Source organism: bacterium (genome assembly GCA_036504735.1).
Lineage (GTDB): Bacteria > Electryoneota > RPQS01 > RPQS01 > RPQS01 > DASXUQ01.
On the sequence record DASXUQ010000005.1, the window covers coordinates 203,149 to 226,734 of the forward strand.

Genomic DNA, 23,586 nt, shown 5'->3' on the forward strand with positions numbered 1-23,586 from the left:
CTTTAGGATCGGGTTCGGGTCACTTGAGCATGTAGGTCAATGCCAAGCCATATTCGTGGCGAGTGAAGTCCTTGACCAAAGGCACCCGGGGATCGGGCGAATCCACACGGCGCTGTTCATAGGTGAAATAGACGGCGGCGTCGAGGGACCGGATGATGTTCACGTTGAGCGTCGGGCTGATTTCCCAGCGCTTGTCGAGGCGGCCACGGTGGATGGGGTCGAGCAGCAACGGCCGGCTGCTAATGTAGGCGCGGCGGCGGAACTTGTAGCTCAGCCCGGCTTCCACCCGGCGCAGCTTAATCCACGGCACGACGCTGGAGACGGACGCGTTAACCTCGTTCTCGCGAAAATCGGCATCGCCGTATTCGGAATCACCGATCAGGCTGGGATCTTCCGGCGCGTTGTACACGGGGCCGGCCTGGTCCTTGCCGACGTTGGTGGACAGGCGGCGCGTGAAGCCGGCATTGAGCGTTACGAACCACGGAGATTCGTAGGCGGCACCGAGGGAGAATTCGCGGTAGTCGCTATCGTACTCCGTGAACTTGCGGCCATAATAATAGGTGCCGTATGCCGCTTTGGCTTCGAGCCACAGCGGCTGATAGAAGCGGTACCTGAAGGCACCCTCATAATCCCAATTGCGGAAGCGCGCGGGCTCCCATGTGCCCCAATCGCGGTCTTTGTAGACACGGAGATAGTAGGACGGAATCACGAAGGTGCGGAAGGACGCCGACCACTTGTAGGCCGCAACGCGCGGGCGCACGGACAGACCGAGCCAGTGGGTCTGATAATCGGAGAAGGAGTTCTCAGCGCGATTGACCGTTTTGAAGCGGTACTCGCCGGAGACCATGAGTTTCAGAGGCGCGCGCCAGCGAATGCCGGGCCGGATCTGGAACTCGTTCTGCATATCGTCCACCGAATTGAGCGGCGTGGGAAACGTGGAGGGGCTCAGAGAGTAGGCATCACGGTCGCGTCCGGAGAATCCGAGCACGTTGTCGTTATAGACCGCCCCTTCGGAGAGGCTGAGGCTCCAGTCCCATGTGGGAAGCGATACGTGCTTCTTTTTGCGCGCATGCGCCGGGGCCGCGAGCAGCACCAGACCAAGAGCGAGCGTCAACCACCGGAGAGATGAACCGCGCACGTTACTCCCTTACGAGCTGATTCTTGGGAAGCAGAAAGCGAAGCAGAGCGGTGCGATGATTGTCGGGCAGCGTGAACTCATAGCGATGTTCGCCCTGCGGGACTTCGATAAAGAACGTTTCCGCCCAACTGGCCACCAGCGAGGACGTTTCGTGGTAGGCAATGGTGTCGCTGCGTCCGGCACTGAGCGGATAGACTGCTTTTACCTTGCCGTCCTCGGCGACCTGGACTTTCCACTTCTGCTTGCCGTTCATGCTCTGATCGAATTCGATGCGGGAGAGCACTTTGATGGTCGCGGGGCCGATAATCTTGAGTGCGACATTGAATCCCGTGCCGACCCGGTAGTAGGGCACCGTCTTCTCGCCGGACGTGAGGTCCACTTCCTTGGTGAAATCGGCAGGCGTCATGGCCACCACGGGCGCGCCCGCGGTAAACTCGTTGGTCTCGACGGCAAAGCGGAAGATTACCGACCGCTTCGTATTCTTGGGAAGAGTGAAGACAAAGGTCTGGTCGCCTTGCGGGACATCCATAACTTTCGAGCGGCTTTCGCCGACGACTTTCGCGCCTTCACCGGCCATGAGCGCCTTATCGGACAAGCCGGCGGTGTGAACGATCGTAAACGTTTTGCCGTTCTTTCTCTGGATGACGTAGCCGTAGTCGGCCGTGTCTTTCGGAGAATCGAGCAGGACGCGGGAGACGATGCGCAAACGCGAAGGACCCTGGACCGTAATCTGAAGCTGCTTGCCCTGCTCCAGCGCGTAATATTCGCGTCGTTTGCCGGAAATCAGCAGTTCCACTTTGCGGTCAAACGTGGTTGGGGCAACAAAGCGATACCCGGCGGAGACCCCCTGGGCCATGGCCGGGGATGCCGCTGTAATCAGCAGTGCGAACAGCACAAAGAAAATTCGCTTGACCATTTTCGTACCTAACAACCCCTAGTGATGAATGACTTCTGTACTCAGCGTGTCAGGATCCACACCATTGTCCGCGAGTTTGAACAATCGTGAGTCGAGCTTAACCAGCACAACGATTACGAGGATCGCAAGAAAGGCGGAAATGCCCGCCACCCGCAGGTCATAGCGATCATCCATGAACACCAGGCCGTTGCCGATCGCAGGCAGCGGCACATGAGCCCCGCCGAGACCGTAATCGCGGCTGAGAGCGAGAATGTCGGCAATGTTGATGACCGGCACGCCATCAGCATTGAAGAGATGCACGACGCCGCGAGCGGGGTAGTTTTGAAGCGGCAGGCGGTGATTGAAGCCGTTACGAATCAGCTTGGCGTTTTCGTCGTGGCCGAGGCTGGCGATGCCGCTGCCCACGTCCACGTACGCTTTGAACTTGCGGCCCTTGGCAGCATCCGTATAACGCTGATAGCGCTTCTGTACGGAAGCAGACACGGACTCTTCGTGAATCAGGGCGAGGTTATTCCGTTGAATGGCTTCCTTCATGAGTTCCTGCCCCACTTGCGAGAGGCCGACGCCGATGTCATTGATGCCACCGAACGATCCCGCAATCGGCAGGGAATGCACGATGCCTTCCCGGTTCAGCAGGGTCTCCATGTCGACCCACGTAAAGTCGGGATCGTTGGCACCCCACCAGGAGGAGCCTACGGCGGAAATGGTGACGGGCGTCGCACCGAGAGCCTCGCAGGCGCACAACACGGCGGTGTTGACGCCGGGATGGGATCCGGTAAAGCCGACGGCCACATAGTCCCCGCGTTCCACACCGGCCTTGCCCAGAAGATCTACGACTACTGCCGCAAAATTGGGATTGGCGCCGACGACTTCGGTCTCAAACGCACCAATATCGGTGGTGATCAGCGAGAACTGCTGGCCGATGACCGCATCGAGGCGCGGATCTTTGTAGTTCTCACCGAACACGCCCTTCTCGGAGGTGGCGCCTTGATAAGCACGCAGAGCGCGATCCATCAGATTGGCAGCGGCGATCTTCTCTTCGTAGAAAGGGGTCTTGCGCTTGACGTGGCTGTTCTCGCACCAGAGATAGAGGCCGTAGCAGACGACGGCGAGGGTGACGAGGGTCCAGACGGAGCGGAGAGAAGGCCTAAATTGCATGGAAGATCTCCCCGCCGGTGAACAAGATCACAAGAATGCGCACGAGAGAGGCGGCGATCATCATGGTGGCAATCGTTTTGATTACACCCTGACGCTCGAACCAGTTGGCAATAAGCCCGGGAATAATGAAACCGACCGCCTGAAGACGGATGTCCGCGGAGAGGATCTCGTACGAGATCATCTGCCGGCTGAGGTAGCCGAAGATGAAGCCGAACAGAATCGCCATCACGAGGCGGCGGCGTCCGTAGACAAACACGAACCGGGAAATGATGCGGATCGCCAGATAGGCGATGAAGGCAACGAGAATCGTGCCGACCAGTCTCAGCGGTTGGTCCAGGTGCATGGCAATATAGCCGGGCACGACGATACCGCCCGCCGCGGCGCCAAACACCTCATGGAACACGAGACTGATCAGAACACCCAGACCGACGGTCAGCTCGATCATACGGCGCTGCTCCCGCCGGCACACGAATTACGGTCAACGTGCATGGACTTCGATTATCTCCTGATTCAACCCTGCTGTTCCGCCGAAGTCATTCGACGCATCTTTTTCTTGGAAGCAAAATACTGGGCGATTTCCAGCCCACCCTGGCCGACATTCCCGATGGCAAACACCGTTCCGATGGAGTCTACGCGTTTAAAGACCTCGGCGTAGGTATGCTCCGGAGAAACAATCCCCAGTTTCAGAGCTTTGCTCTGCGCGATACCGTAGCGGGGCAGGCTGCCGTAAACACGTTCGATACTCTCGCCGGTGAGGAACAGGTAATGGAAATCGTTCGGCATCCCCTGTTGAAGCATCTCGAGAAGCTGCTGTGTGCGATCGTAACGGTCGGCGCGGGTATTGAGAATGACGAAGACCGTACCCAGATCGGCGGTCAGTGACTTCATCTTCTGCCAGATGGCCAGCGTGGAATCGGGATCGTTCGCCGCGAGCGCATGCACGAACTGGACGGTCTTGGCGCCCTCGCTGCATTCATAGATCCGGAGCGCGCCGACATCAGGGTGCGTGCTCACCATCCCCCGAAGCGCGACATCCCGCGGAACGCCGTAATGCCCGCACACGGCGAGCGCAAGAGCCACGTTGTCGGCATGCTCAATGTGGTCGAAGCGGCTCAGGTCCGCGTAGGAGACGCTGTTTCCGTCGGCGAGAAACAGCTTGCAGTTCGCTTTGCGGGCCTGCTGTTTCATCAGCCAGAACATCTTGTCCTCGCTGGTGAACGCGATGCCGTTTTCGGGCAGAGTATTGCACAGCGAACGAGTGATATTCTCGATCGTGGGGCCCATTTCGAGAATGTGGTCCATGCGGCAGTTGGTAATGACACCTACCGTCGCATGTACGAACTTATTCTCGCAGAGCCACTGGTACTCCGGATTGACCGCCATGCACTCGATAACGATTGCCTTGGGGCGGCGTTCAAAGAAGTACCGGAACACCTTGACCTGTTCGATAACATTGGAAGCGCCTGGCCGGTTGATAGCAATCTCCAACCCCTGCATATCAATAATGCGGGGCAGAGTGCCTGTCGTTTTGGCCATAGTGGGAATTCCGCCGGCGCGAAGTCCGGCGGCAATCAGGCGGGTAACGGAAGACTTGCCACGAGTGCCATTCACATGGATGCGAATGGGGATGGAAAGGGCACGCCGCTGGTGGGCGTAGAACTCGACGACCGCGAGCGCGGTGAGGGCGAGAGCAAACAAAATCAAAAAAATCATGGGGAAGCAAATCTTAGCTCGAAACGGCAGTGTCCCGCGCTACGCTTGGGAGAAAGCGATTCAATATACTGACAAATTAGCTTACAATCAACCTTTCACAAGGCTATCCGCAAGATTCTTCGTGGAATCGGGACGGTTAGGCGCTCCGGGCTTGATGATATAAACCGCGGTGTCGCCGGGGGTCACCCTGCTAACCGGAACCTTAATTGTATCGCGAAAGGCGAAAGCGCTTGCGGCAGGATAGATAATTGCGGACAAAGTATTAACGTATTGTATTTTTATAGTATCATACGCGTCAAAATGCCAGTGGTGCGGCATGTCTTTGTCCCGATCAACGACGAGCCAGCCTCTGGAATTTCCGACCCATTGAATCCAGTTATCTGCAGTTTTTGCACCCGGCGGCACGTCATCAAGGGGGAGTATTGTGAAAGGGCTCGTGACGCGCGTCCGGCTCTCAGCCATTGCCTCGCCAAAGGGCAGCATCGGCACGGCGCGGCGGTCTTCGATTCGGCGGGTCAGGTAGAGTAATCCGAGCAGTCCGGCAACAGCAAAGAAACTCATGAGATAGAGCATTTTGCGGTTGCGGCTGAGGACAGCGAACCACGTGGTGCGGATCTTGGCGCGGGTGATGTCCACGGCCTGCGGCTGGCGGAGCAGTGGCGGGGCTTCGTCGAGAATGGCCGCATCCGATTCGGTCTCCGGCATCATCAAGCGGTCAAAGCTCTTCAGCACCTTGTCGGTGTTCATGCCGACGGCCTGGGCATAAAGGTTTAAGTAGCCACGAATGTAGGCGCGGGGAATGTCGTTCCAGCGGCCTTCTTCAATGGCCTCAAGGAAGTCAAGTCCGAGGCGCGTCACCGCAGCTACCTCGCGAAGGGTGATCCGCTGGTATTCCCGGGCTTGCCGCAGCTCCTTACAGAAAACGGCAATGGCTGTAATGCGTGCTGAGGAGGTCATGAATCAAGGATGTCGGAAGGCCGACGACGTTATCGAAATCGCCTTCGAGACGGGAGACAAGGGATTGTCCTTCCCCCTGAATGGCGTAGGCACCCGCCTTCCCTTCCCATTCGCCGCCATCCAAATAAGCCTGGATGTCGACAAAGCTGAGAGCGCGGAAGGTTACATGGGAGACGGCAGCGGATGAAACGAAAATGAAGGGTGAATCAGAAGAGACCGCAGGGCCGGAAAGACATACGCCGGTGATGACATCATGAGTCCTGCCCGCTAACACGGCAAGCATGCCGCGGGCGGACTCCAGGCCATCGGGCTTGCCGAGGAACCGGCCATCCAACTCGATGAGAGTATCGGCCCCGAGCAAAACGCGCGCGGGGTCGTTCACGAGCGGTGATTGCCGGACTTTCAGCTCGGCATTGAGCACAGCCAGCGTCCGGCCATCGTCGGCGGTATCGAGTTCCGGCGCATCCGAAGGGCAAACGTCGAACGGCAGGCCCAGCCGGGCAAGCAGTTCACGGCGGCGGGGTGATGCCGAGACTAAGGTCAGGCGGGCCGGAATCACTTTAGCCAATCAGGATGGCAATCAGCAGGATGATTCCAAGGTAGGGCAGCGTACGGTTGAAGCGAATCAGCGCTTCGAGGGAATTCTGCCCGCGCGGCTGCCGAAGTCGTCCCCACAGATAGAGGACGGGCATCAGCACGCCAAGCACCAGAATCCAGAAGTATCCGCCGTCGTAAATCTGTCCCAGCCACGGCCAGAGAGTCGTTACGCCGAAGAAGAAGAAGACCGTGGATACCCAGGCGAGTGTGCGGTGATAAACGGTGTGGACCGGAAAGTCTTCGCGGCCGCCGCTTTCGGCCATAGCGCGGTGCTCGATGTCACGGGTGGTCAGAACCACAAGCCCCAGCAGCACGGCGAGCACGGCCGGATAACCGCCCGCGCCGGGCCGTCCCATAAGGATGGCGGCCACCAGCGGCGGCAACCCCAGAAGCAAAGGGGCAACGCAGAGACGGACAAAGCGGCTCGCGGCGAGCGAATGCAACGCGGGACCGGCGAACTTTTGCCCGCCGATGACCGTAGCCGCACTAAGGACGAGGACGACCACACCGGCGACGGTGCTGTCCGCGGCGGCGCGTACGCAGGCGGCAATGACTGCGAGCACGGACACCGCGACAGCAATCGCGAGAAAGCGCCAATTCCACGGATTGGGAATGGAATCCAGAATGCTATAAAGAGTCATGGTTGAGCGGCATTTCCAGTTGCAATTTGACTCGCAATAATTCAAGACATTGTTTCAGCACCTGCCCGGCGTCGAGTTCCTGCGAGTGCCCCGTATCGAGAACGGCCATGCGGAACTCCTGCGAGCCGCGCTGCGCCCATTCATCATAGGCATTATTCAACTCGACCAAATAGTCGCGGCTGATAGACTTCTCCGACGGACGGCCACGGTTATTGATACGGCGAATGAGCGTGTCTACGTCGCAGCGCAAATAGATGATGAGATCGGGCGCGCGAAGATAGTTGGCCATGTTGTAGAACAGGTCGCGGTAATTGTCCCAGTCACGTCCCACCAGATGGCCGCGGTTGTGCAAGGTGCGGGCGAAGATCTCGACGTCTTCATAAATGGTGCGGTCCTGCACGCAGGAGACCTGCGCCGTCTCGATTTCCCGCTGGCTGACAAAGCGTTTGCTCAGGAAATAGACCTGAAGATGAAACGCCCAGCGCGACATGTCGGCGTAGAAGTCATCGAGATACGGATTGTCGATGACCGGCTCGAGATAGCAACTCCAGCCCAGTTGCGAAGCGAGCGCATGCGTCAGCGTGGTTTTGCCCACACCGATATTGCCGGCAATAGCGACGAAATACTTGCGCTGGGAGAACTCGGACATGGCTTTCCCGGACCGGTTTACAGATCGAGTAGATTCAGATTGGAAAACTCATCGAGGCGGCGGTTGATCTGCTGGTCGCTTCCGCGGATCCAACATTCGACCGTCACGGCGACTTCAAGGCTGACGAGATGGCCGCCTTTGACCTGGGCATGCTCATCGGCCACGGTGCAGTGAATATGCCACACGGGCGCGCCGTTAAAGTGCGCGAGATTGCCCACAAGGCTCACCAGTTCGACGATACCGTCGATCGGGTGATTGATGTACGTGTGATGGGGCAGATCATAGTAGGCAAGAGTCACATCCTTCACGGCGCCAAGACCCATGATTACGGCGGAACCCCACTTGCGCTGCCGCGCCAGCTCGATCAAGGCACCGGGGAGCTTCTCCCCCACTTCAAAGCGAACCAGCACCCGATCTTTGTCATCAGCAATTTTCATTCTGTCACCTGTTAGGCTGGGTGGCATCTTCGGCAAGTTCTTCATCCAGCGACCGGATATCGAGAAACGGCATCCACTGTTTCAGACGCGAGATGTCATAGCTGTTGTCGGCAGTCATAATTTCCGCATGCGGGTGCGACGCGAAAGGAGCCGCTTCGATGGGATCGGGCGACAGGCCGTAGGCGCGCGCCACGGCGTATCCGGTGTCGAGACGGTTGATGCGCTGCGGCCCGCCCGCATGGAGCAGGCCGGAGAATTCCAGCACACACGCCGCTTCGAGCAGTCGCACCATCATGCGAATGTGGATGGGGGAGCGGTACTGGTCGGCAAACAGCGTGACAGCGTCGCCCGCGCGCAGTTTGCGGAGTATCATGTCGGTGAAGCTCTCGCCCCAGCCCAGTGACGGTCCTACAACCGAATTGCTGCGGACCACAAGATTGGGCACTGTGGAGGTGAGTACCAGGCGCTCCGCTTCAAGCTTGGTGCGGCCATAGATGTTGACCGGATCGGGATCATGACTCTCGCGGTATCCGCCGCGATTGCCCGAAAAGACCTGATCGCTGGAGAGGAAGATAAACTTGGAATGCAGACGTTCGGCCCAGTGCAGCAGTGTGGCGGTGGCCGTGACATTGACGTTCTGCGCTTCCGCCGGATTTTGCTCGCACTCCAGCACACGGGACATGGCCGCCGCGTGAATAATCACCTGCGGTTTGAACGTTTGCAGGAGCGCCGCGACCGCCTTGGGGGCGGTCAGGTCAGCGCTGTCATAGCGGAAGGGCAACCGGCGTTGTGTACGGAAAACGACCCCAAGCACGTCATGCTCTGCGGACAGGTGCTTTCCAAGGTGCGAGCCGACGAAGCCCGACGCTCCAGTAATCAGAATGCGCACGGCAGATCAGAAATCGTGTGTAAACCGGACCGCGAGTCCCTTCGATGGAGCCACGGTTTGAACGTCCACGTTCCAACTGGTTGTCTTCGGCGTCGCGGACTGCTCCCGGTCGAGGGCGGCCATGCGCCCGGCATGAATGGCGGACGCGATGTGATTGAGCACGAGACCACCCACCAGGTAGAGCACACTGTTGAACGCACGGTCCGAGCGGATGCGATTCGTCTCCATAAGCGAGCGATGCGCATCGGAGTCCCACGCCCATTGGTCCGCCGGATCGGTGTAAAGGGCATCGAACTGCCGCTGCTGCAGGCGGCGCTGGTTGAACTGATCGGTATTGGTCCAGTTGCCCACATCCACGTAGAAATCGTGACTGTGGCTGCCCTTCACGCCGGCGTAAGCCGCCGCCAGCGCCTGATAGTCGGCGCGGGTGGAACGGCCATAGGCATTGAGGGTGAACATTCCGCCGACGAGCATCAGCTCGGCGCCGAAGAAGGTAAGCGCGGCATTCTTCCGCCCAAGACTGTACTGCCCCCATCCCGGAATCACAAAGGATTTGAGGAAGGCTGCCTTGTTGGAACTCTGCGGCTTCTCTGCGGCGAAGGCCGAAAGCGAAAGCGAGAGCACCAGCGAAACGGCGATCAGGCGGGAAGATGCTGAGGATAAACGCATGGCGGCCTGTTTAGTTCAGAGGTACGGTAACCGTGACATAACGTGCGAGGCTGCCATTGACCTGCTTGGCATCGTAGTGGAAGTGAAGCTGCCCCATGTTCGACGTTCCCGAATTCTTCTCGAGGCGCTTGTTGGCCGAACGCACGGCGAAGGCGGCATCGAGCGCGGAGAGAATATGGTTGGCCAGCACGATTTCCATCGCCGTATTGCCCTTGTTGTAATACGAGTTCGCCAGACCGCGCATATCGCGATAATGGAAGAACATCGCCGATCCGCCGTCAAAGGCGATGGTAGCGGTGTTATCCGGCGTCTGCCCAGCCGCCGGGTCCGCCCAGTTGGCGCGTCCGGCATCGGTCCAGCCGATGCCACTGTTGTACGTGTCTTTCCAACCCCAGCCGAACTGGAGAAAATACTTGCCGATCATTTCGTAGAACTGCTGCTGATCCGTCGTGTTCACATCATGGGTGAACGGGGCCGGCAGAGACTGGTAACGCTCATCCCACGGCAGGCTGCCGTAATCCTCGAAATTGCCGTGATAGGTCGGACGGCCACCGTTCTTGATGGAGTCGGATGCGATCAGGTATTCGGCATACAGATACGCACGGGTGTCGAAATTGTTCGGGGTATCGCGCCAGCCGGCATAGGCCTGGAACTCATCCGTCTTCTTGTTGCCTTTGCCGTGGTACGTGGCGAACACCGCCCAACTTCCCACTTCCAGCGCGAAGAACGGAATGGCACGCCACCACTGCCCGCTGTACAACTCACCGCTACCGGGGATGATCAGCGAGAACAGAGCGGCCTTGCCGATGTTTTTCTTGAGAGGATTGGACATCACGGAGGTGCTGCTGTCCGTAACCGCCTGAGCTTCAGTTTGGCCGGCAGGATCGGCGCTTGCCAGTTGTGCGCGGAAAGGTGACACGTTCCACTCGGCGCACGAGGCCACGCGTGGGAACAATGCGACACACAGTGCGAGCACGATCAGCCAGCCGAACGCGTATTTGCTCGACATGGGAGTTTCTCCGAATTTATGATCACTCTTGTTTGTAAGCAGATGAGCCAAGGTCCGTCCCGTGCCCGGCGAAGGGGCTGTAGAAATCGAACAGCACGGTCAGATAATACCGCATTTCTTTTCCGTATTCGGTGGGGGTGCGCCCCGTTTCCGTCACGGAGAACTTGTCAAATCCGTAGGCGGCATCAAAGGCGATGGCCGTCGGATATGAATAGAACGAATGAAGCTGAACGCGCAGGCCGGCGCCGATGTCTTTTTTGATACCACCGGGATGCACGTCGCCCTTCCAGGCGCTGCCAACGTCAGCGAAGAGGCTGCCGTAAATGCGATTGACCGAAAGCGGCCAGAGATTCCAGTCGGCACGACGAACAATCGGAAAACGGTACGTCGCCGTACCCACGCCGATGCGCTCCCCACCCAGACTGTAGAAGGAATAGCCGCGCATGCCCGGCAGACCGCCGGCATAGAGGAAGAAGAACGGGTCCACGTGGCGATCCACCGCGCCGCCTCGGGCGCGCAGTTCGAGGGTATGGTCCCAGCCGGGCAATTGGAAGTACTTTTCCGCGCCACCTTCGATCATATCGTAGTTGTAAGGCGCATAAGCTTCCTTGAGACCGATGGTGCTGCCCGCGATGTCAAAACCCGTAAAGAAGAGCTGATTAGCGCGGGTGAGTTCGAGGTAGCCTTTGAAGCCACCGCTTGGATTGATCTCCGACGCGACGCCGGGGCGGCGTTGATCGGTGTAGAATCCCAACTTGCCTGCCCAACCCTTGAAATAGGTCAGGCCAACAGTAGAACCATCGTCGAAGCGGTTGTGAGCGGTATAGCGGTCATACACGCCCGAAAGCTTGCCGTAGGTCCCCTTCCCCGCCGCCAGTTTCACACCCGCTTCGATCTCATTTAGATTGTAGCGGTACTTGATGCCGTAGGTGTCGTAGATCGGCTGGAAATTGGGATCTTCCCCGGTGATGCGCGTGGAGTCGGAAAATCGCTGGCTCAGATTGCGCTGAACATTATAGTACTCGGCAAAGATCGTGGGATAAAGCGCGCGATACTCGACCGAGCCGAACAGATCGTAATCCTTCTTCTCGTTGATGGCAAAGCCGCCGAGGAAATTCAGCTTTTCCAGAACATCATTCAGCAGAACATACACGCCCGGCTTGAAGGTGCCGTAATCGAAGGCGATGCGGGGGAACCAGTAGAGATTTTCGAAGGCAGGCTTATAGAGCTTGCCGACGTGGCGCTCGGCCGTGACCGTAAAGTCCGGCTTGGGAACACGCAAGGCGTAATTGCCGCCGGGCGGTGGCGGGTCCGCGATGGACAGCGCCGAGGGATTGCCAAGGCTGCAGATGCGATAGCCCTGCCCGCAGAAGTCCGAATAGACGAGGCGGTCGCCCTGCATATCCGGATAGTAGGCGCCACCCAGCACACTGGTAAGCTGCTGGCGCGAACTGTCGGCCAGATTCAGCCTGTAGATATTGGCAATACCGGAAACGTCCCACGACACGAGCAGGCTCTTGCTGTCGGCAGTCCATGCCGCGTCGCGCAGTTCAAGGTTTTCGCCGCTGAATTCCTGTTTCAGAACCATTCCCCGACCGCCGTCCTGCACTTCGAAAATACGGAGGCCTCGGCCATCATAGAGATTCTGCGCAACGGCGATGAACTTACCGTCCCTGCTCCAGCGGGGAAGATAGTACTGTTCGTGGGGCAAAGACGGATGACGGTAGAGCAGGGTCTCGGGAGTGATGGGCTTCGGCTTCTTCGATACGTCCGGCATCGAGGCGAACGCGATCTCCCTCCTGCCCTGCTCATTTACCGTAAACACCAGCGTCTTGCCGTCGGGGCTGATGTCTACCGACTCGGCGCGAACGCCGTTGGACAGGCGAAGAGTTTTCTTGCTCTTGACCTGATACAAATAGATGTCATGCTGCAGCGATCCGGTGCCGACCCGAACCTGCTGCCGCGTGAAAAGCACGCCGCTGCCGTCGGGAAGCCAGCACAGGCCACTGTGCGCCGCCGGGGCAACCAGTTCGGCCTTGGCCGTTTCGAAATTGTAGATGTAAAGGCTGGTCTGGCCGAAGTAGTCACGCTTCTGATTGGAGATGAACGCGACCTGCTTGCCGTCGGGAGACAGTCGCGGATAGAGATTCACGTAGCCCTTCACGGGCACGGTATCGGCACGGGTCAAGGTCGGAGAAAGCTCATCGCGAGTAGCGCCGTACTCCCGCTCCAGCGAGGCGCGCCATTCCCTGTACCAATCATTGCCGCTCTTGCCGGTGGCCCGCTTCATGGCGGCATCCATGGTTAACGGCAGGAGGCTGGAGAGAGCCTGACTGATACGCTCCAGAGATTTCGTATCGCCCGTCTGTTTTGCAACATAACGTACGAAAGAGAAGCCCTGATTGTAAACGCCTTCGCTCTCGAGGCTGGTCTTGCCGAAATAGGCCATGTCCTCAAAGGACAGCAGGCGGTGAGAAAGCGTAGACTGGCGCAGGAGCATGTCGCGGTGGCTATCCCAGTAATCGTAGCCGTTGCCGGTGAACTGGAACTGTGCCACGCCTTCGGCAAACCAGGCAGGGACCGTCACCGAAGGCAGCGGCCAACTGACGAGGCGATTGGGATAGCCGTAGAGCACATCGGGGCGGCGTTCGGGCTCATAGCCAAGGAACTGCGCATACAACGCCGGTACACGCCGCGCCCACTTGCGCGCCGCGCCAAGCTGAATCATATGCGTGTATTCGTGGGTGACCACGTTCCGCAGCCAGTTATGGGTGCCGCGGAAATCCCACGCCATGGAGGTCGCATAGAAATGGATCTTGTTCGACTGGAAGTACGTCGCCGCGTTGGCGATGTCGTCGGCATCGGAGAAGATCAGGGAGACCTTGGTATCCGGGACGTAATCGTAGAGCTTGCAGAGCGGACCGTGCACGTCTTCCGCCACCTTGGCCGCCATGGAGGCGACGTCTTCAAGGCCTTCGGTGTAATAGACCACGAAATGATCGGTCTCGAAGCTCAGCCATTTGAGTTCGGGATGGTTGTAATCATCGAAGAGCGCGAACGCCGGAAGATGGCCGAGCGCCAGGATCAGGAACAACGCCGCGAGCACGTATCTTGGGGTTCGCACTACTTTACCACCGCGATTTTGATTTGGGATTCCTGACTGCCACCGTTACCGTGCACGATTACGCGGCCAATGTAGACGCCGCTTTCCACGCCGGAAACATTCCACGGGACTTCAAAGGCCAAGGGACCGGGCGCGGAGGATCCGCCATGCAGCTCCGCCACCTTGCGTCCGGCAAGATCGAAGATGCGGACGTCCGCGTCGGCGGCATAGGGCAACGTAATACGGATGCGGCTGACGTCCGACGTAGGATTCGGCCAGCAATAGACCCATTCGGCGCGGCTGTTCACCTGCGGCCGAAGCTGGCCCACATTGATGATGGACACATCGTCCGTGTAGTTGAAGCGGGTCCGGCGTCCGGCTTCCGCCAGGCGCACCACCGAGTAATAGTACTTTCCATTCGCATGGGTAGTGGACACCAGATGCAGCGCCTGATCACGCGTCCACGTAAAGGGCCGTCTCGAATCCGCTACAGGAAGAGCATATGGAAATCCGGGGAAGGCGCTGCCATTATGGGATACTGCCGCAACCCTGGTGTGCACGATGCTCGTTGCCGGAAGCGTGGAATCCGCCACCTGACGATCAGCCAGCCCGATCAGATCCGGATCGCCGCTGCAATCCACATCCATAACCCACGAGGTGTCTGCCGCTATGTGCGGAGCGTCCTCGCGCTCGAGTTCATGCCGTCCGAAGCGTCCACCGCCATCGGGGATGCCATCGCCGTTCCAGTCCACCTGAGGAGCCACACATTGCGGCTCTTCACAGAGCGTGGCGCCGGATGCCGCGCTGACATAGCCGAAGCCCTTCAAGTAAACATAAGACGAATCGCCGTGCACATTCACAACAATCGCCTGCGGCTGAATCCGCTGGTCGCCTTTGGTCCACGGCCAGGCAAACGACGAATCGCGCACGCTCAGGCACACGGCGGAGTCGTTGGCCATGAGGACAAAGCCGGGCGACGGAAACGGTTTCAGATTGAAGGGAACGGTGGACAGGCCCGTGCCATGAACGGCACTCTGCCAGGAGACAAGGCGGTTCAGATCGCCATCGTAAAGCGCGGTATAGAGGGTGCCGATCATCTGGTTGGTGTCTGCCGCGACCGCGAGAACTCGGGGAACGTAGGCCTCGGAACCGTCGACCATCGCAGGATAAAGATGCACGTCGTTGTATTCCAGCGGCGGCAGCAAGAGCAGCGTATCGACACCGTTCACATTGCGCACGAGACCGACGCGGCGGCCTTCGAACAGCAATTGATCGCGGAACCCGTCGCCGACAGAGGCAGGGAGCGAGTACCTGCTTAAGTGCATACCCGTGAGAAGATGAGCAACGAAGGAAAGATGCCCGACGGAATCGGCCTTGATCAGCGAATCGTTCGACGCAAAATAGATTTCCGGGCGGCCGTCGCCGTTCAGATCAGCCGTGACCCAGTCTGCGGGCGCGGTTAAGGCGACGGGAAATCCCGGTACAACCTTAGTCGACCGCACGACAAAACTCATCACGGGAGCGACGTCGGTAAAGTGTGACACATCCAGGTGCGGCAGGGAGCCGTCATAAAGGCGGTCGGAGGGGAATGTTCCGTCCGCAAAGCGCACGGTGAGCGAGTTGCCGTTGGCATCGCGGTGAAAATTGTTGCTGCTGTACCATGCGTCTTCGGGAACACCCAGTTCGGTCCCCGATCCTGCCGAGGCAAAGCCATATTCCTGCCCGATGTCCTGCGCACCGTCGGCTTCCACAAGATCAACACCGCGATGGTCGCGATTCGTGTTGACGGAGTTGGTCGAGAGCCCCTGCGCAATGACGTCTTCATCCACATGCCAGATCAGAACCCCGTTGCCGGGGATGCCGAAATCATAGCGATTGTCACGCACCCGCACCGCAACGCGAAATCCGGGTTCGATAGCCATGCGGCCATCGCGATACACCTGCAGGCGGCGATTGCCGCGATCAAGCAATTCGACATACGCGCCGGTATCGGGAATCGCCGTAAAGGGAGAGTCCAGGTCGGCAGCACGGTTCTCGATCAGATAGTATTCGCGCGGAGTGACCGGGAGCTTCACCACCTGAAGCGTATCGGAACTGCCGAAACGGGCCACGTGGAGGGTGTCGCCGGATCCGGACGGCACAACTTCGAGCGGATGTTCCCAACCCATATAGACACGCGACCAGGCATCCGGCAGGGCAGGAACAAGGGCATTCACGTTGCCCGATCCCTGATCCATCATGCCCCAGCGGCCAATGCCGCTGGTCCCGGTTTGGGTGTTAAACAGATCGGGAAGGCCCAGCCAGTTGCCGAAGAGCTTGACCATAATGCCGTTCATGGACAGTTCGATGCCAAGGTCGAGGGCTTCCTGCTGGTTCTCACCTTCGGGAAGAATCAGACCACGGACCACACCGCTGGGAACGGTCTGCCCGGCCAAGTCCGTCTCGTTGATGTACGCGGACGGAATATCAAACGGAGTGTTGTCGAAGCCGAGATTAAAATCTTTGCCGGTGCCCGCATGAAAGACAATGACGGCATCGTAGAGATTGAAATTCAGCGAGGGGTCCTGCTGGGCGGCTTTCCGCACGGCGTCCACAAACAGCGACACGAGACCGCGATTCAGATCCTGTTCGCTGGTGTTGTGGTTATAGTGCCACATCGGGTAATCGAGCCGGTAGGCCGCATGGGAGCTATCGCCGGCAGGGAAAACGGGGATCGTGTCAGCAAATACGATGTGGCCCTTGGAGACGGTCTCGTAATATGTGCGGAGAAACTTCAGGTGGTCGGCGAAATACAGGCTGTCGTGCGGGAGGGGATCGAGCACGAGAGACGTATCGAAGGCCGACTCCATGAGGCCGTTGCCCGTTGTGCCGGTCACGCTGTCTTCCCGGAATTCAACACGCAGCGCGAGCACGCGCAGAGGCCGCCCTCCGATCCAGCGATCATCGAGCGTCCGCGCGGTGGAAGGCACGGCGAGCGGCCGTGCCGCTTTGACGGCAGCGGGGGCTTCATGAGACAGAAGCCCCAACAGCGCCAGTGAAAGTACGAGGTGTCTTGCTGACACGAGCTTGGATTTATAAATCAACGGAGAGTGAGTACCGCATGGTATCTGTGAGCGGGTGATTGGCGCCCGCGGTCAGATAGCTGAAATCGAACCGGTAGCTACTGTACTTGAGAGAAATACCGAACGTATACGGGAAGACCTTCCCAAGGTGATCATTCCAGTAACCGGCGCGAAGGCCGACCAGCGTGGAATACCAGTATTCCGCGCCGATGTTCCAGATCATGGTCTTGAGCAGGGCGTTGTCGTTCCACGCGCTGAAGAGCGCCTCGTAGAATTCGTCCGACTTGCCGGAAGGATAACGCTTGACCAGCTCCTTGTTGAGGTCGGAGGCGACGGTCAGCTTGTTGTATTCCTGATCGATGATCTTGTACGCAAGACCGGCCTTGAGGGTGGTGGGAAGCGGATCCGCCTGGGCACGGTCAATGTAAGAGACCTTGGGACCCATGTTGGAGAGGTTCGCACCGAACGACAGTCCGCGCATAAAGGGAGTCTTATAGAGCAGGCCGACGTCCGCGGCCACGGCGGTGGCGGTTCCGGTGCCGGCTTCAGCGCCCGCGCCGCTCGGCGACAGGTTACTGTAGGCCAGTTTGAGGGCGACGCCCATCGCCAGATGGCGGTTGATCTGCGCGCCGTAGGTGCCGGTGACGGCCATTTCGTAGGACGAGAAGGTTCCGAGCGAGTGGGCCTGTTCGTCCGTACGCTGGGTCTCTCCGAGATTGAGGAAGATAATGTTACCGCCGAAGGTTCCCCATTCCGGGACCTCGTACGTTCCGGCCATGTACGCGTAGTAGAGGTCGGACAGATTGAACTGCGGCAGCCAGCGCACGTACATCATGGTGAACTCACGGCCGTGCTGGAAGCCCAGCCCGGCGGGATTCCACCACGTCGCCGTGGCGTCATCGGCCAGTCCGACGAAAGCTTCGCCCATGCCCGCGGGCCGCGCACCGGGCGCGATCTTCAGGAACAGAAGCGTAGCCTGACTGACGCTGGCAGCTTGCGCCGTGGCTGCGAAAGTCACAAGCCCGGCGACCAGCAGGAACAACCCCATTCGCTTCATCATGCCTCCATTAACTATATAGACTTCGTTTGCTCGCGTACGTTCAGCGCAGAATCACCAGTTTACCGGTGGCTTCCGCGCTGTGACCGTTGGTGTGTTCGGCCTTGATGCGATAGAAATAGACGCCGTTTCCCAGCGGATGGCCTTCCCGGTCGCGGCCATCCCACGGGCGATCCGCATTGCTGTTGAATGCCGGGCCGCGCGTGCCAAGACCATTCATCTCATAGACCAGTTTGCCGGAGAGCGTGAAGAGCTTCAGACTCACCCGGCTGGTGCCGTCCTCTGTCAGGAAATAGGTGAAGTGCGTGACGTCCTTCATGGGATTCGGCCAGTTGTAGACGTCGCGGATGGCATAGCCTGCCTCGCCGCCCTGCCCTACCATAAAGGTAAGCGTCGTTTGATTCAGATTATTGAAGGAGTCCCAGGCTTCGATGATCAGGCGATGCTCGCCGACGGTCAGCGGTCCGAGGACTTTCTCTAAGCTGCCTGTGGTATAGCGGTCCAGATCATAATTGAAGAAGGACGTCAGATCTTCGGTCTGCGCGTCATCAATCCGGCCCGTGATCTTGTGGCCAACTTCGCCGGACAAGTTCAAGCCGGAGTTGTCCGACAGATTGACATGCAACTTCGGCGTGCTGCTGACCAGATCGCCGGGCTTGAACGACGGTACCTCCAGCCATGCGCTGATCGCCGGCGGAATGGTGTCCTGCTCGGCAGAAGGCTGGCTGGCAATCGGAATATGCTCCTGAATACCGATGCCGTCCGCCGAATCCGCGCCGGCGCTGTTATCTGCCCCATAGAAATAGAGGCTGATCTTGGCATTGTTGCCACCGAAGCGCACATCGCGCGGAACACGGAACGTCACATGAAACCGTCCGCTGTCCACCGTAGCCGTGCCGCGGAAGATTGCGTTGCCGGGCAAGCCGTAATAGAACGGGGTATCCGTAGTATTTCCGCACCAGTAATAGGCAGCGGAATCCTGCGTATCAAACACACGGGCATCCACCACACCGCGGAAGTTCGACCAGACCGGGCCGCCATTTGTCTGCGAGACTTCGCCATCGAGATGAAAGAGCGACAGTGCCTGCAAGGTATCGTCGCTGGTGGGAGTCACCTTGGCGAAGAACTCCGGCGTAGCCAGACGCAATGCCGGATCACCGATGCAATGATAGTATTCGGTTCCGAGAGAGTGCGCAGCTTTGGCGGTGAGCATAGCCTCGCCGAAGCTCGTACGCTGAGCCAATCCGGGACGGAACAGGCTGTCATAAAAGGCCACCATAAAGGCCTGGTTCGAGTAGGGATATGTGAACCGGGTGGCGGCCAGACTCATTACCGAACCATCCGTGGGATCGGTAAGCAAGATCTCAGGGAAACAGCGGCCCACGGGGCGGTCATACTGGCCCCAAGAACAGGTGGCCGCCAGATAGAACGGCCATTTACGACCGTTGCGGAGCAGATTCTTATCGCGATCCATGACCAGCAACTGCTCGTCGGTCCATACCGTGGGGTTGCCGTGTCCGGTAAAATTGACTACCAGAGTGCCACGATTAATGGCCTCAATAAGATCCCGGGTTGCATCGGGCTTGATGGAGCCTAAAGGACTGGATCGGAACGGATAGAGGATCTCGTAAATCTTCTTGAAGGTGAAATACTGAGGAAGCACCGTAGACATCAGGGCTTCAGCCTGCTGAGTATGGGTGGTCTCCCCGCCGCCGCATCCTCCCTTCCATTCGTCATCCGCCGCAAAGGTTGCGGTGTTCTTCCAGGGACCGTAGAGTGGATGGACGGCATAGGCGATGGTTTTGGCCATCGCGTTCTCCAGTTCTGAATTGCCCTGAACGGGCCAGCGGCCAATCCGCAGCGACGGAATGGTGGAGCCCGCGGAGAACATCACGTAACTGTCATCGCGGCAGTCCTCCCCCAGTTCGAAGGGCGGCATCCAGTTGGCATCGGCGGCCGATTCAAGGTTGCGGTAATCATAATCACCGTCGCCGACGAACAGGACGTATTTGAGCGTTTGGCCACTCCACATGACAGAGGCATATTTCAGGAAATTGCGGATTGCGACGGCGTCGTGCGGTCCCCAACTGAACTCGTCATACACATCGGTCAGCCGTACGCGCATCGTGCGCAGGGGCTCTTCGCGATAGGTCTCGTGGAACCGTTTCAGTGAATCCAGCAGCGTGTATCCATCGTCGTAAGTGAGGATGATCATATCCGCCACATTCGACGTGTCGCGCAGGCTGGTGTAATCCAAACCGTTAGGATTGCCCGGCTTGACACCGCGGGACTGCGGCGTCCGAATGCCGGCAGACTGAACGGCGAAGTACCGGTGCTGGGCCGACACAAAGGAGGAATCTACGATGGTATTGCCGACAGCGATGCGCGGAACAAGCGGATTGGTGACGTCGAGAACATAGCCGCTGGGATCGAATTCGGTTACCGAGTAACGGAAGAGTCCGGTCTGGCTGGGCGGGGCATAGAATTCGGCAGAGCCACTGGCCGCCGTCAAAGTCCGCTCGTAGCGCACTTCAAGGAAGTTCACATAGATCGTGGCACTGGACGTATTCTCGAGCCGGATGACCACGTTGTTGCCGCTCCCTGTGCGGTTCAGCACGCCGCGCGGAATGGGCAGCATCATGCGGTCATTGTAATAGTTGGTAGAGATGGTTGTGTCACCGACCCAGACGGTCAGACGGGCGGGATAGGCGCTGACCTTATCCAGGGCCAGCATCAAGGTGTCAATCGTTGCACCGGTCGCACCCTCGAGGGTCATCGTAAAACTGCGCGTTTCCGAAGGGCCGATGGTGGTCATGAACCAGACGAGGCCGGATTGAGGCTCATTGCCACCGGCGAAGATAAACACGTCTTGATCAATATAGGCGCGGGCGCGACTGGCAAGGACGTTGGTGGCTCCGCTTCCGGTTGTAGGAAGGGCAGCCATGCGCAGGCCATCCGTCGCGGCGGGGTCCGCTCCAAGGAAGTAAATGTTCTCCGTGGTGTACGGACTCTGGTGAGCTTTCCCGCCCAAATCGGCATTACCGTCACAGTAGTCCGCACCTTTGACGCCGCGGCCATAGAAGAGGATGCGGTCCTCCGCCTCAAAGACGCCGTTGCCATTGCGATCATCCACAAAGATGGCGTCTTCTTTTAATGAGGAATCCACTTGGGTGTCGGGATTAACCGGCAGCAGCCGACCGCCATTGCCGAAAAGCTTGATGCTCCCGACCTGCCGGCCAACCAGACTGGACCCGATGACGGAATTTCCTCTCACCTCATACAGTCCCGCCTCCGTAACGGCAAGCCGCTGGAGGTCAAATTGAGGCCAAGCTGATTGGACAGACTGGATCGTGGGGGTGGTCTTGAGGGCGCGGCGCTGATCCTGCCACCACGTGGCGGCGATGTTGCCGTTCATTGCTATGCGGCGCAGCGATGCGGCTTCACGTGGCTGGGATGCAAACGAAGCAGGAGAACCCGTGAAAGCGAGGGAAAGGGAAATGTCGTCGAGAGTGGCACTGCGGCTGGCATCTCCGACTTGGAGATACACCGTAACCTGCGCCAGGCGGAAGCCGCGCCAGTCTTCAAGATTGGTAAGCCGAGCCCATGCGGTGCTGGGAGTTTCCGCGCGGACGGCAGCGACCGGAGGCCTGCCCGGCAGACCGCGCAATTGTCCCGTCGTGCGGACGGATTGTATGGTGAGCTGCGGGGTTGTGCCCGGCGGAACTGCGATATAGAAGATGCGAACCGGCTGGACCAGATTCCGGCAGGTCAAATAGTCGGCATCCGCCCACTGCAGATTCACACCCTGAGTGTTGATGGAGTCCTGCTGCTCGAGGGTTGGCTTTCCGGGCGAATAGGTCCAGACAAACTCCTGAGCCGACGAGCGCACGGCACTGGTCCCGGCAAGGGCCAATGAGGCGCAAAGGGCGAGGGCTGCCACGGCGTAAGCAACTATTTTCATAGGTATTTAGGCTCAGAAGAGTGGGTTAGAAGAAACAAAAAACGACCGAACGCGCCTTCGGGGCACGCCCGGTCGCATGTATCCACGTCAAAAAAACTCATCATGCCCATTGCGGAAAGAGGTGTCAGCGGAATTATCCTTGGAAATAGCGACAGAACAATAAATCCTCTACCGAACGGGCATGTCTCTCCTGACCTTGGAACTCGCGAACAAATACTTAACGACTTAGAATAAAGATTTTTACGACGAATGTCAAGGTTAGTCGGCAGAGTGAATTTCCTGACGGGACTACTCCACAAATGACCTAATCTATTGTTTCTTAATTCAATACGGAATCCACGCGCACCGAACTCGAGGCAGGTCGAAGCCGGAGGAAGTCCTCCTCCCACTGTTCATCCTGATAATTTGCGTCCGTGTCTCCGGCAAATTCTCCTCGGCTGTTGAGTGCAAAGAGTAATGCACCCACACACAGCGGGCAGAATTGTGAACCGGTGCCGGATTGCAGTTCAAGCATCGCCTGCTCTTTGGTCAGCGCGCGGCGGTAGGCGCGATCTGAGCGCATGGCATCGTAGGAATCGGCAGTAGCCAGAATGCGGCCTTCAAGGCTGATCTGTTCGCTCTTCAGACCCAAGGGGTATCCTGAGCCGTCACAGCGTTCATGGTGTTCACTGATGATCTTGCGCACCTCTCCCAGAAACGGCAGTGGATGCAGGATCTCTTCAGTGAACGTGGTGTGTGACGCCATGGTGCGCTTTTCGTCAGCGGACAGGAATCCGGTCTTCTGCAGAATGGAATCCGGAATGCCGATCTTTCCCAGATCGTGCAGCACGCTGGCGATTTTCAGATCCTGGCGGCTGGAGTCAGGCAAAGACAGCACGTCCGCCATGATCGAGCAGTAGTAGTAGACACGCTCGCTGTGGCCGCGCGTGTACGGGTCCTTGGCTTCAATCGCCGCGGTGAGCGAGGTAACCGTGTGAAGGTAGGCGCTCTGGATTTCGTTGTACAGCGATTCGATGTGCGCCTTCTGGCGTTCCACCGTCTCTTCTTCCACGCGGATCTTGTCCGCGGCCTGAAGCAAGCTGCGTTCCCGGACCTCAGCCTCGCGGCGCAGGCGGTCATTGTGTTCGATGATCTCCCGCGTCAGACGCTCCTGTTCGCGCAGCGCCGCGTAGTGCTGCAGCGCGCGATGGATGGTCTGCGTGAGGGCCAAGACGTCCAGCGGCTTGGCCACAAACTGATAAACCTTCCCCCGGTTGATGGCTTCGACGGCGACGTTGACGTCCATGAGCCCCGTCATTAAGATCGGCACGGACTTCACCCCCAGTGCCCGCATTTCCGTCAGAAAGTCCACTCCATAGCCATCGGAGAGATTGTGATCCGAGAGCACAACCTTGAAGGCATAGTAGCTCAGACAGACCCGGGCTTCCTCGATTCCGGTCGCGGTCTGCACCGTCAAGGCGGAATCGGCGAGAGTCTCAGTCAGGAGGTGGAGAATCTCGGGGTCATCATCAACAATCAGGAGGTCAAGTTCTTGCTGGCTCATGGTCCCTGCAGGGTGACTTTCGGTTCAGACGGATCACGGAATTCCGCGATGCTGTACCGGAAATCGGCAAAAGCAAGGCCAGTTGAG

Annotated in this window: 18 protein-coding genes; all 18 read right to left on the bottom strand. The window is 58.6% G+C overall.

Annotated features, from left to right (window positions below):
• Positions 1 to 19: 19 nt before the first annotated feature.
• The gene (locus tag VGL38_02715) at positions 20 to 1,138 is read right to left on the bottom strand and encodes a hypothetical protein (protein HEY3294327.1); all 1,119 of its coding nucleotides are present in this window, start codon (positions 1,136 to 1,138) and stop codon (positions 20 to 22) included.
• Position 1,139: 1 nt separating this feature from the next.
• Positions 1,140 to 2,054 carry a hypothetical protein gene (locus VGL38_02720; GenBank protein ID HEY3294328.1) on the bottom strand — a complete coding sequence of 305 codons (915 nt, stop codon included), beginning with the start codon at positions 2,052 to 2,054 and terminating at the stop codon, positions 1,140 to 1,142.
• An 18-nt stretch (positions 2,055 to 2,072) separates the two neighbouring features.
• Positions 2,073 to 3,212 (bottom strand): poly-gamma-glutamate system protein, encoded by a 1,140-nt coding sequence (pgsW, locus tag VGL38_02725; GenBank protein ID HEY3294329.1) that lies wholly within the window; start codon positions 3,210 to 3,212, stop codon positions 2,073 to 2,075.
• Positions 3,202 to 3,657, bottom strand: a complete 456-nt coding sequence (pgsC, locus tag VGL38_02730; protein HEY3294330.1) for a poly-gamma-glutamate biosynthesis protein PgsC — start codon at positions 3,655 to 3,657, stop codon at positions 3,202 to 3,204. The genes pgsW and pgsC overlap by 11 nt, the downstream gene beginning before the upstream one ends.
• A gap of 65 nt (positions 3,658 to 3,722) precedes the next feature.
• On the bottom strand, positions 3,723 to 4,925 hold the full coding sequence (gene pgsB, locus VGL38_02735; protein ID HEY3294331.1) for a poly-gamma-glutamate synthase PgsB: 1,203 nt from the start codon (positions 4,923 to 4,925) through the stop codon (positions 3,723 to 3,725).
• Between the two features lie 87 nt (positions 4,926 to 5,012).
• Complete coding sequence (locus VGL38_02740) at positions 5,013 to 5,882, bottom strand: helix-turn-helix domain-containing protein (GenBank protein HEY3294332.1); 870 nt, start codon at positions 5,880 to 5,882, stop codon at positions 5,013 to 5,015.
• The gene (locus tag VGL38_02745; GenBank protein HEY3294333.1) at positions 5,839 to 6,441 is read right to left on the bottom strand and encodes a Maf family protein; all 603 of its coding nucleotides are present in this window, start codon (positions 6,439 to 6,441) and stop codon (positions 5,839 to 5,841) included. The genes VGL38_02740 and VGL38_02745 overlap by 44 nt, the downstream gene beginning before the upstream one ends.
• Position 6,442: 1 nt before the next feature.
• Positions 6,443 to 7,120 (bottom strand): hypothetical protein, encoded by a 678-nt coding sequence (locus VGL38_02750; GenBank protein HEY3294334.1) that lies wholly within the window; start codon positions 7,118 to 7,120, stop codon positions 6,443 to 6,445.
• Complete coding sequence (locus VGL38_02755) at positions 7,107 to 7,769, bottom strand: deoxynucleoside kinase (protein HEY3294335.1); 663 nt, start codon at positions 7,767 to 7,769, stop codon at positions 7,107 to 7,109. The genes VGL38_02750 and VGL38_02755 overlap by 14 nt, the downstream gene beginning before the upstream one ends.
• 17 nt (positions 7,770 to 7,786) lie before the next feature.
• On the bottom strand, positions 7,787 to 8,206 hold the full coding sequence (locus VGL38_02760) for a PPC domain-containing DNA-binding protein (protein HEY3294336.1): 420 nt from the start codon (positions 8,204 to 8,206) through the stop codon (positions 7,787 to 7,789).
• A gap of 4 nt (positions 8,207 to 8,210) precedes the next feature.
• A complete protein-coding gene (locus tag VGL38_02765; GenBank protein ID HEY3294337.1) occupies positions 8,211 to 9,095 on the bottom strand; it encodes an SDR family oxidoreductase in 885 nt (294 codons plus the stop codon).
• Positions 9,096 to 9,101: 6 nt separating this feature from the next.
• Positions 9,102 to 9,764: a hypothetical protein gene (locus VGL38_02770; GenBank protein HEY3294338.1), complete on the bottom strand. Its 663-nt coding sequence runs from the start codon at positions 9,762 to 9,764 to the stop codon at positions 9,102 to 9,104.
• 10 nt (positions 9,765 to 9,774) lie between these two features.
• Positions 9,775 to 10,773, bottom strand: coding sequence for a hypothetical protein (locus VGL38_02775; protein HEY3294339.1), 999 nt, complete (start codon positions 10,771 to 10,773; stop codon positions 9,775 to 9,777).
• Positions 10,774 to 10,795: 22 nt separating this feature from the next.
• Entirely contained in the window at positions 10,796 to 13,897 is a 3,102-nt protein-coding gene (locus VGL38_02780; GenBank protein ID HEY3294340.1) for a hypothetical protein, read from the bottom strand.
• Complete coding sequence (locus tag VGL38_02785; protein HEY3294341.1) at positions 13,897 to 16,938, bottom strand: hypothetical protein; 3,042 nt, start codon at positions 16,936 to 16,938, stop codon at positions 13,897 to 13,899. Before VGL38_02785 ends, VGL38_02780 begins: the two co-directional genes overlap by 1 nt.
• A 10-nt stretch (positions 16,939 to 16,948) precedes the next feature.
• Positions 16,949 to 17,998, bottom strand: coding sequence for a PorV/PorQ family protein (locus VGL38_02790; GenBank protein ID HEY3294342.1), 1,050 nt, complete (start codon positions 17,996 to 17,998; stop codon positions 16,949 to 16,951).
• Positions 17,999 to 18,038: 40 nt separating this feature from the next.
• Positions 18,039 to 21,956 carry a type IX secretion system sortase PorU gene (porU, locus tag VGL38_02795; protein ID HEY3294343.1) on the bottom strand — a complete coding sequence of 1,306 codons (3,918 nt, stop codon included), beginning with the start codon at positions 21,954 to 21,956 and terminating at the stop codon, positions 18,039 to 18,041.
• 319 nt (positions 21,957 to 22,275) lie between these two features.
• Complete coding sequence (locus VGL38_02800; protein HEY3294344.1) at positions 22,276 to 23,499, bottom strand: HD domain-containing phosphohydrolase; 1,224 nt, start codon at positions 23,497 to 23,499, stop codon at positions 22,276 to 22,278.
• Between the last annotated feature and the right edge of the window lie 87 nt (positions 23,500 to 23,586).

Bases quoted from the DNA above. Each gene is read 5' to 3' on its own strand.
- porU (HEY3294343.1), bottom strand. From the start codon at position 21,956: ATGAAAATAGTTGCTTACGCCGTGGCAGCCCTCGCCCTTTGCGCCTCA.
- VGL38_02750 (HEY3294334.1), bottom strand. From the start codon at position 7,120: ATGACTCTTTATAGCATTCTGGATTCCATTCCCAATCCGTGGAATTGG.
- VGL38_02720 (HEY3294328.1), bottom strand. From the start codon at position 2,054: ATGGTCAAGCGAATTTTCTTTGTGCTGTTCGCACTGCTGATTACAGCG.
- VGL38_02775 (HEY3294339.1), bottom strand. From the start codon at position 10,773: ATGTCGAGCAAATACGCGTTCGGCTGGCTGATCGTGCTCGCACTGTGT.
- VGL38_02760 (HEY3294336.1), bottom strand. From the start codon at position 8,206: ATGAAAATTGCTGATGACAAAGATCGGGTGCTGGTTCGCTTTGAAGTG.
- pgsW (HEY3294329.1), bottom strand. From the start codon at position 3,212: ATGCAATTTAGGCCTTCTCTCCGCTCCGTCTGGACCCTCGTCACCCTC.
- pgsB (HEY3294331.1), bottom strand. From the start codon at position 4,925: ATGATTTTTTTGATTTTGTTTGCTCTCGCCCTCACCGCGCTCGCGGTC.
- VGL38_02755 (HEY3294335.1), bottom strand. From the start codon at position 7,769: ATGTCCGAGTTCTCCCAGCGCAAGTATTTCGTCGCTATTGCCGGCAAT.
- VGL38_02740 (HEY3294332.1), bottom strand. From the start codon at position 5,882: ATGACCTCCTCAGCACGCATTACAGCCATTGCCGTTTTCTGTAAGGAG.
- VGL38_02800 (HEY3294344.1), bottom strand. From the start codon at position 23,499: ATGAGCCAGCAAGAACTTGACCTCCTGATTGTTGATGATGACCCCGAG.
- VGL38_02790 (HEY3294342.1), bottom strand. From the start codon at position 17,998: ATGATGAAGCGAATGGGGTTGTTCCTGCTGGTCGCCGGGCTTGTGACT.
- pgsC (HEY3294330.1), bottom strand. From the start codon at position 3,657: ATGATCGAGCTGACCGTCGGTCTGGGTGTTCTGATCAGTCTCGTGTTC.
- VGL38_02770 (HEY3294338.1), bottom strand. From the start codon at position 9,764: ATGCGTTTATCCTCAGCATCTTCCCGCCTGATCGCCGTTTCGCTGGTG.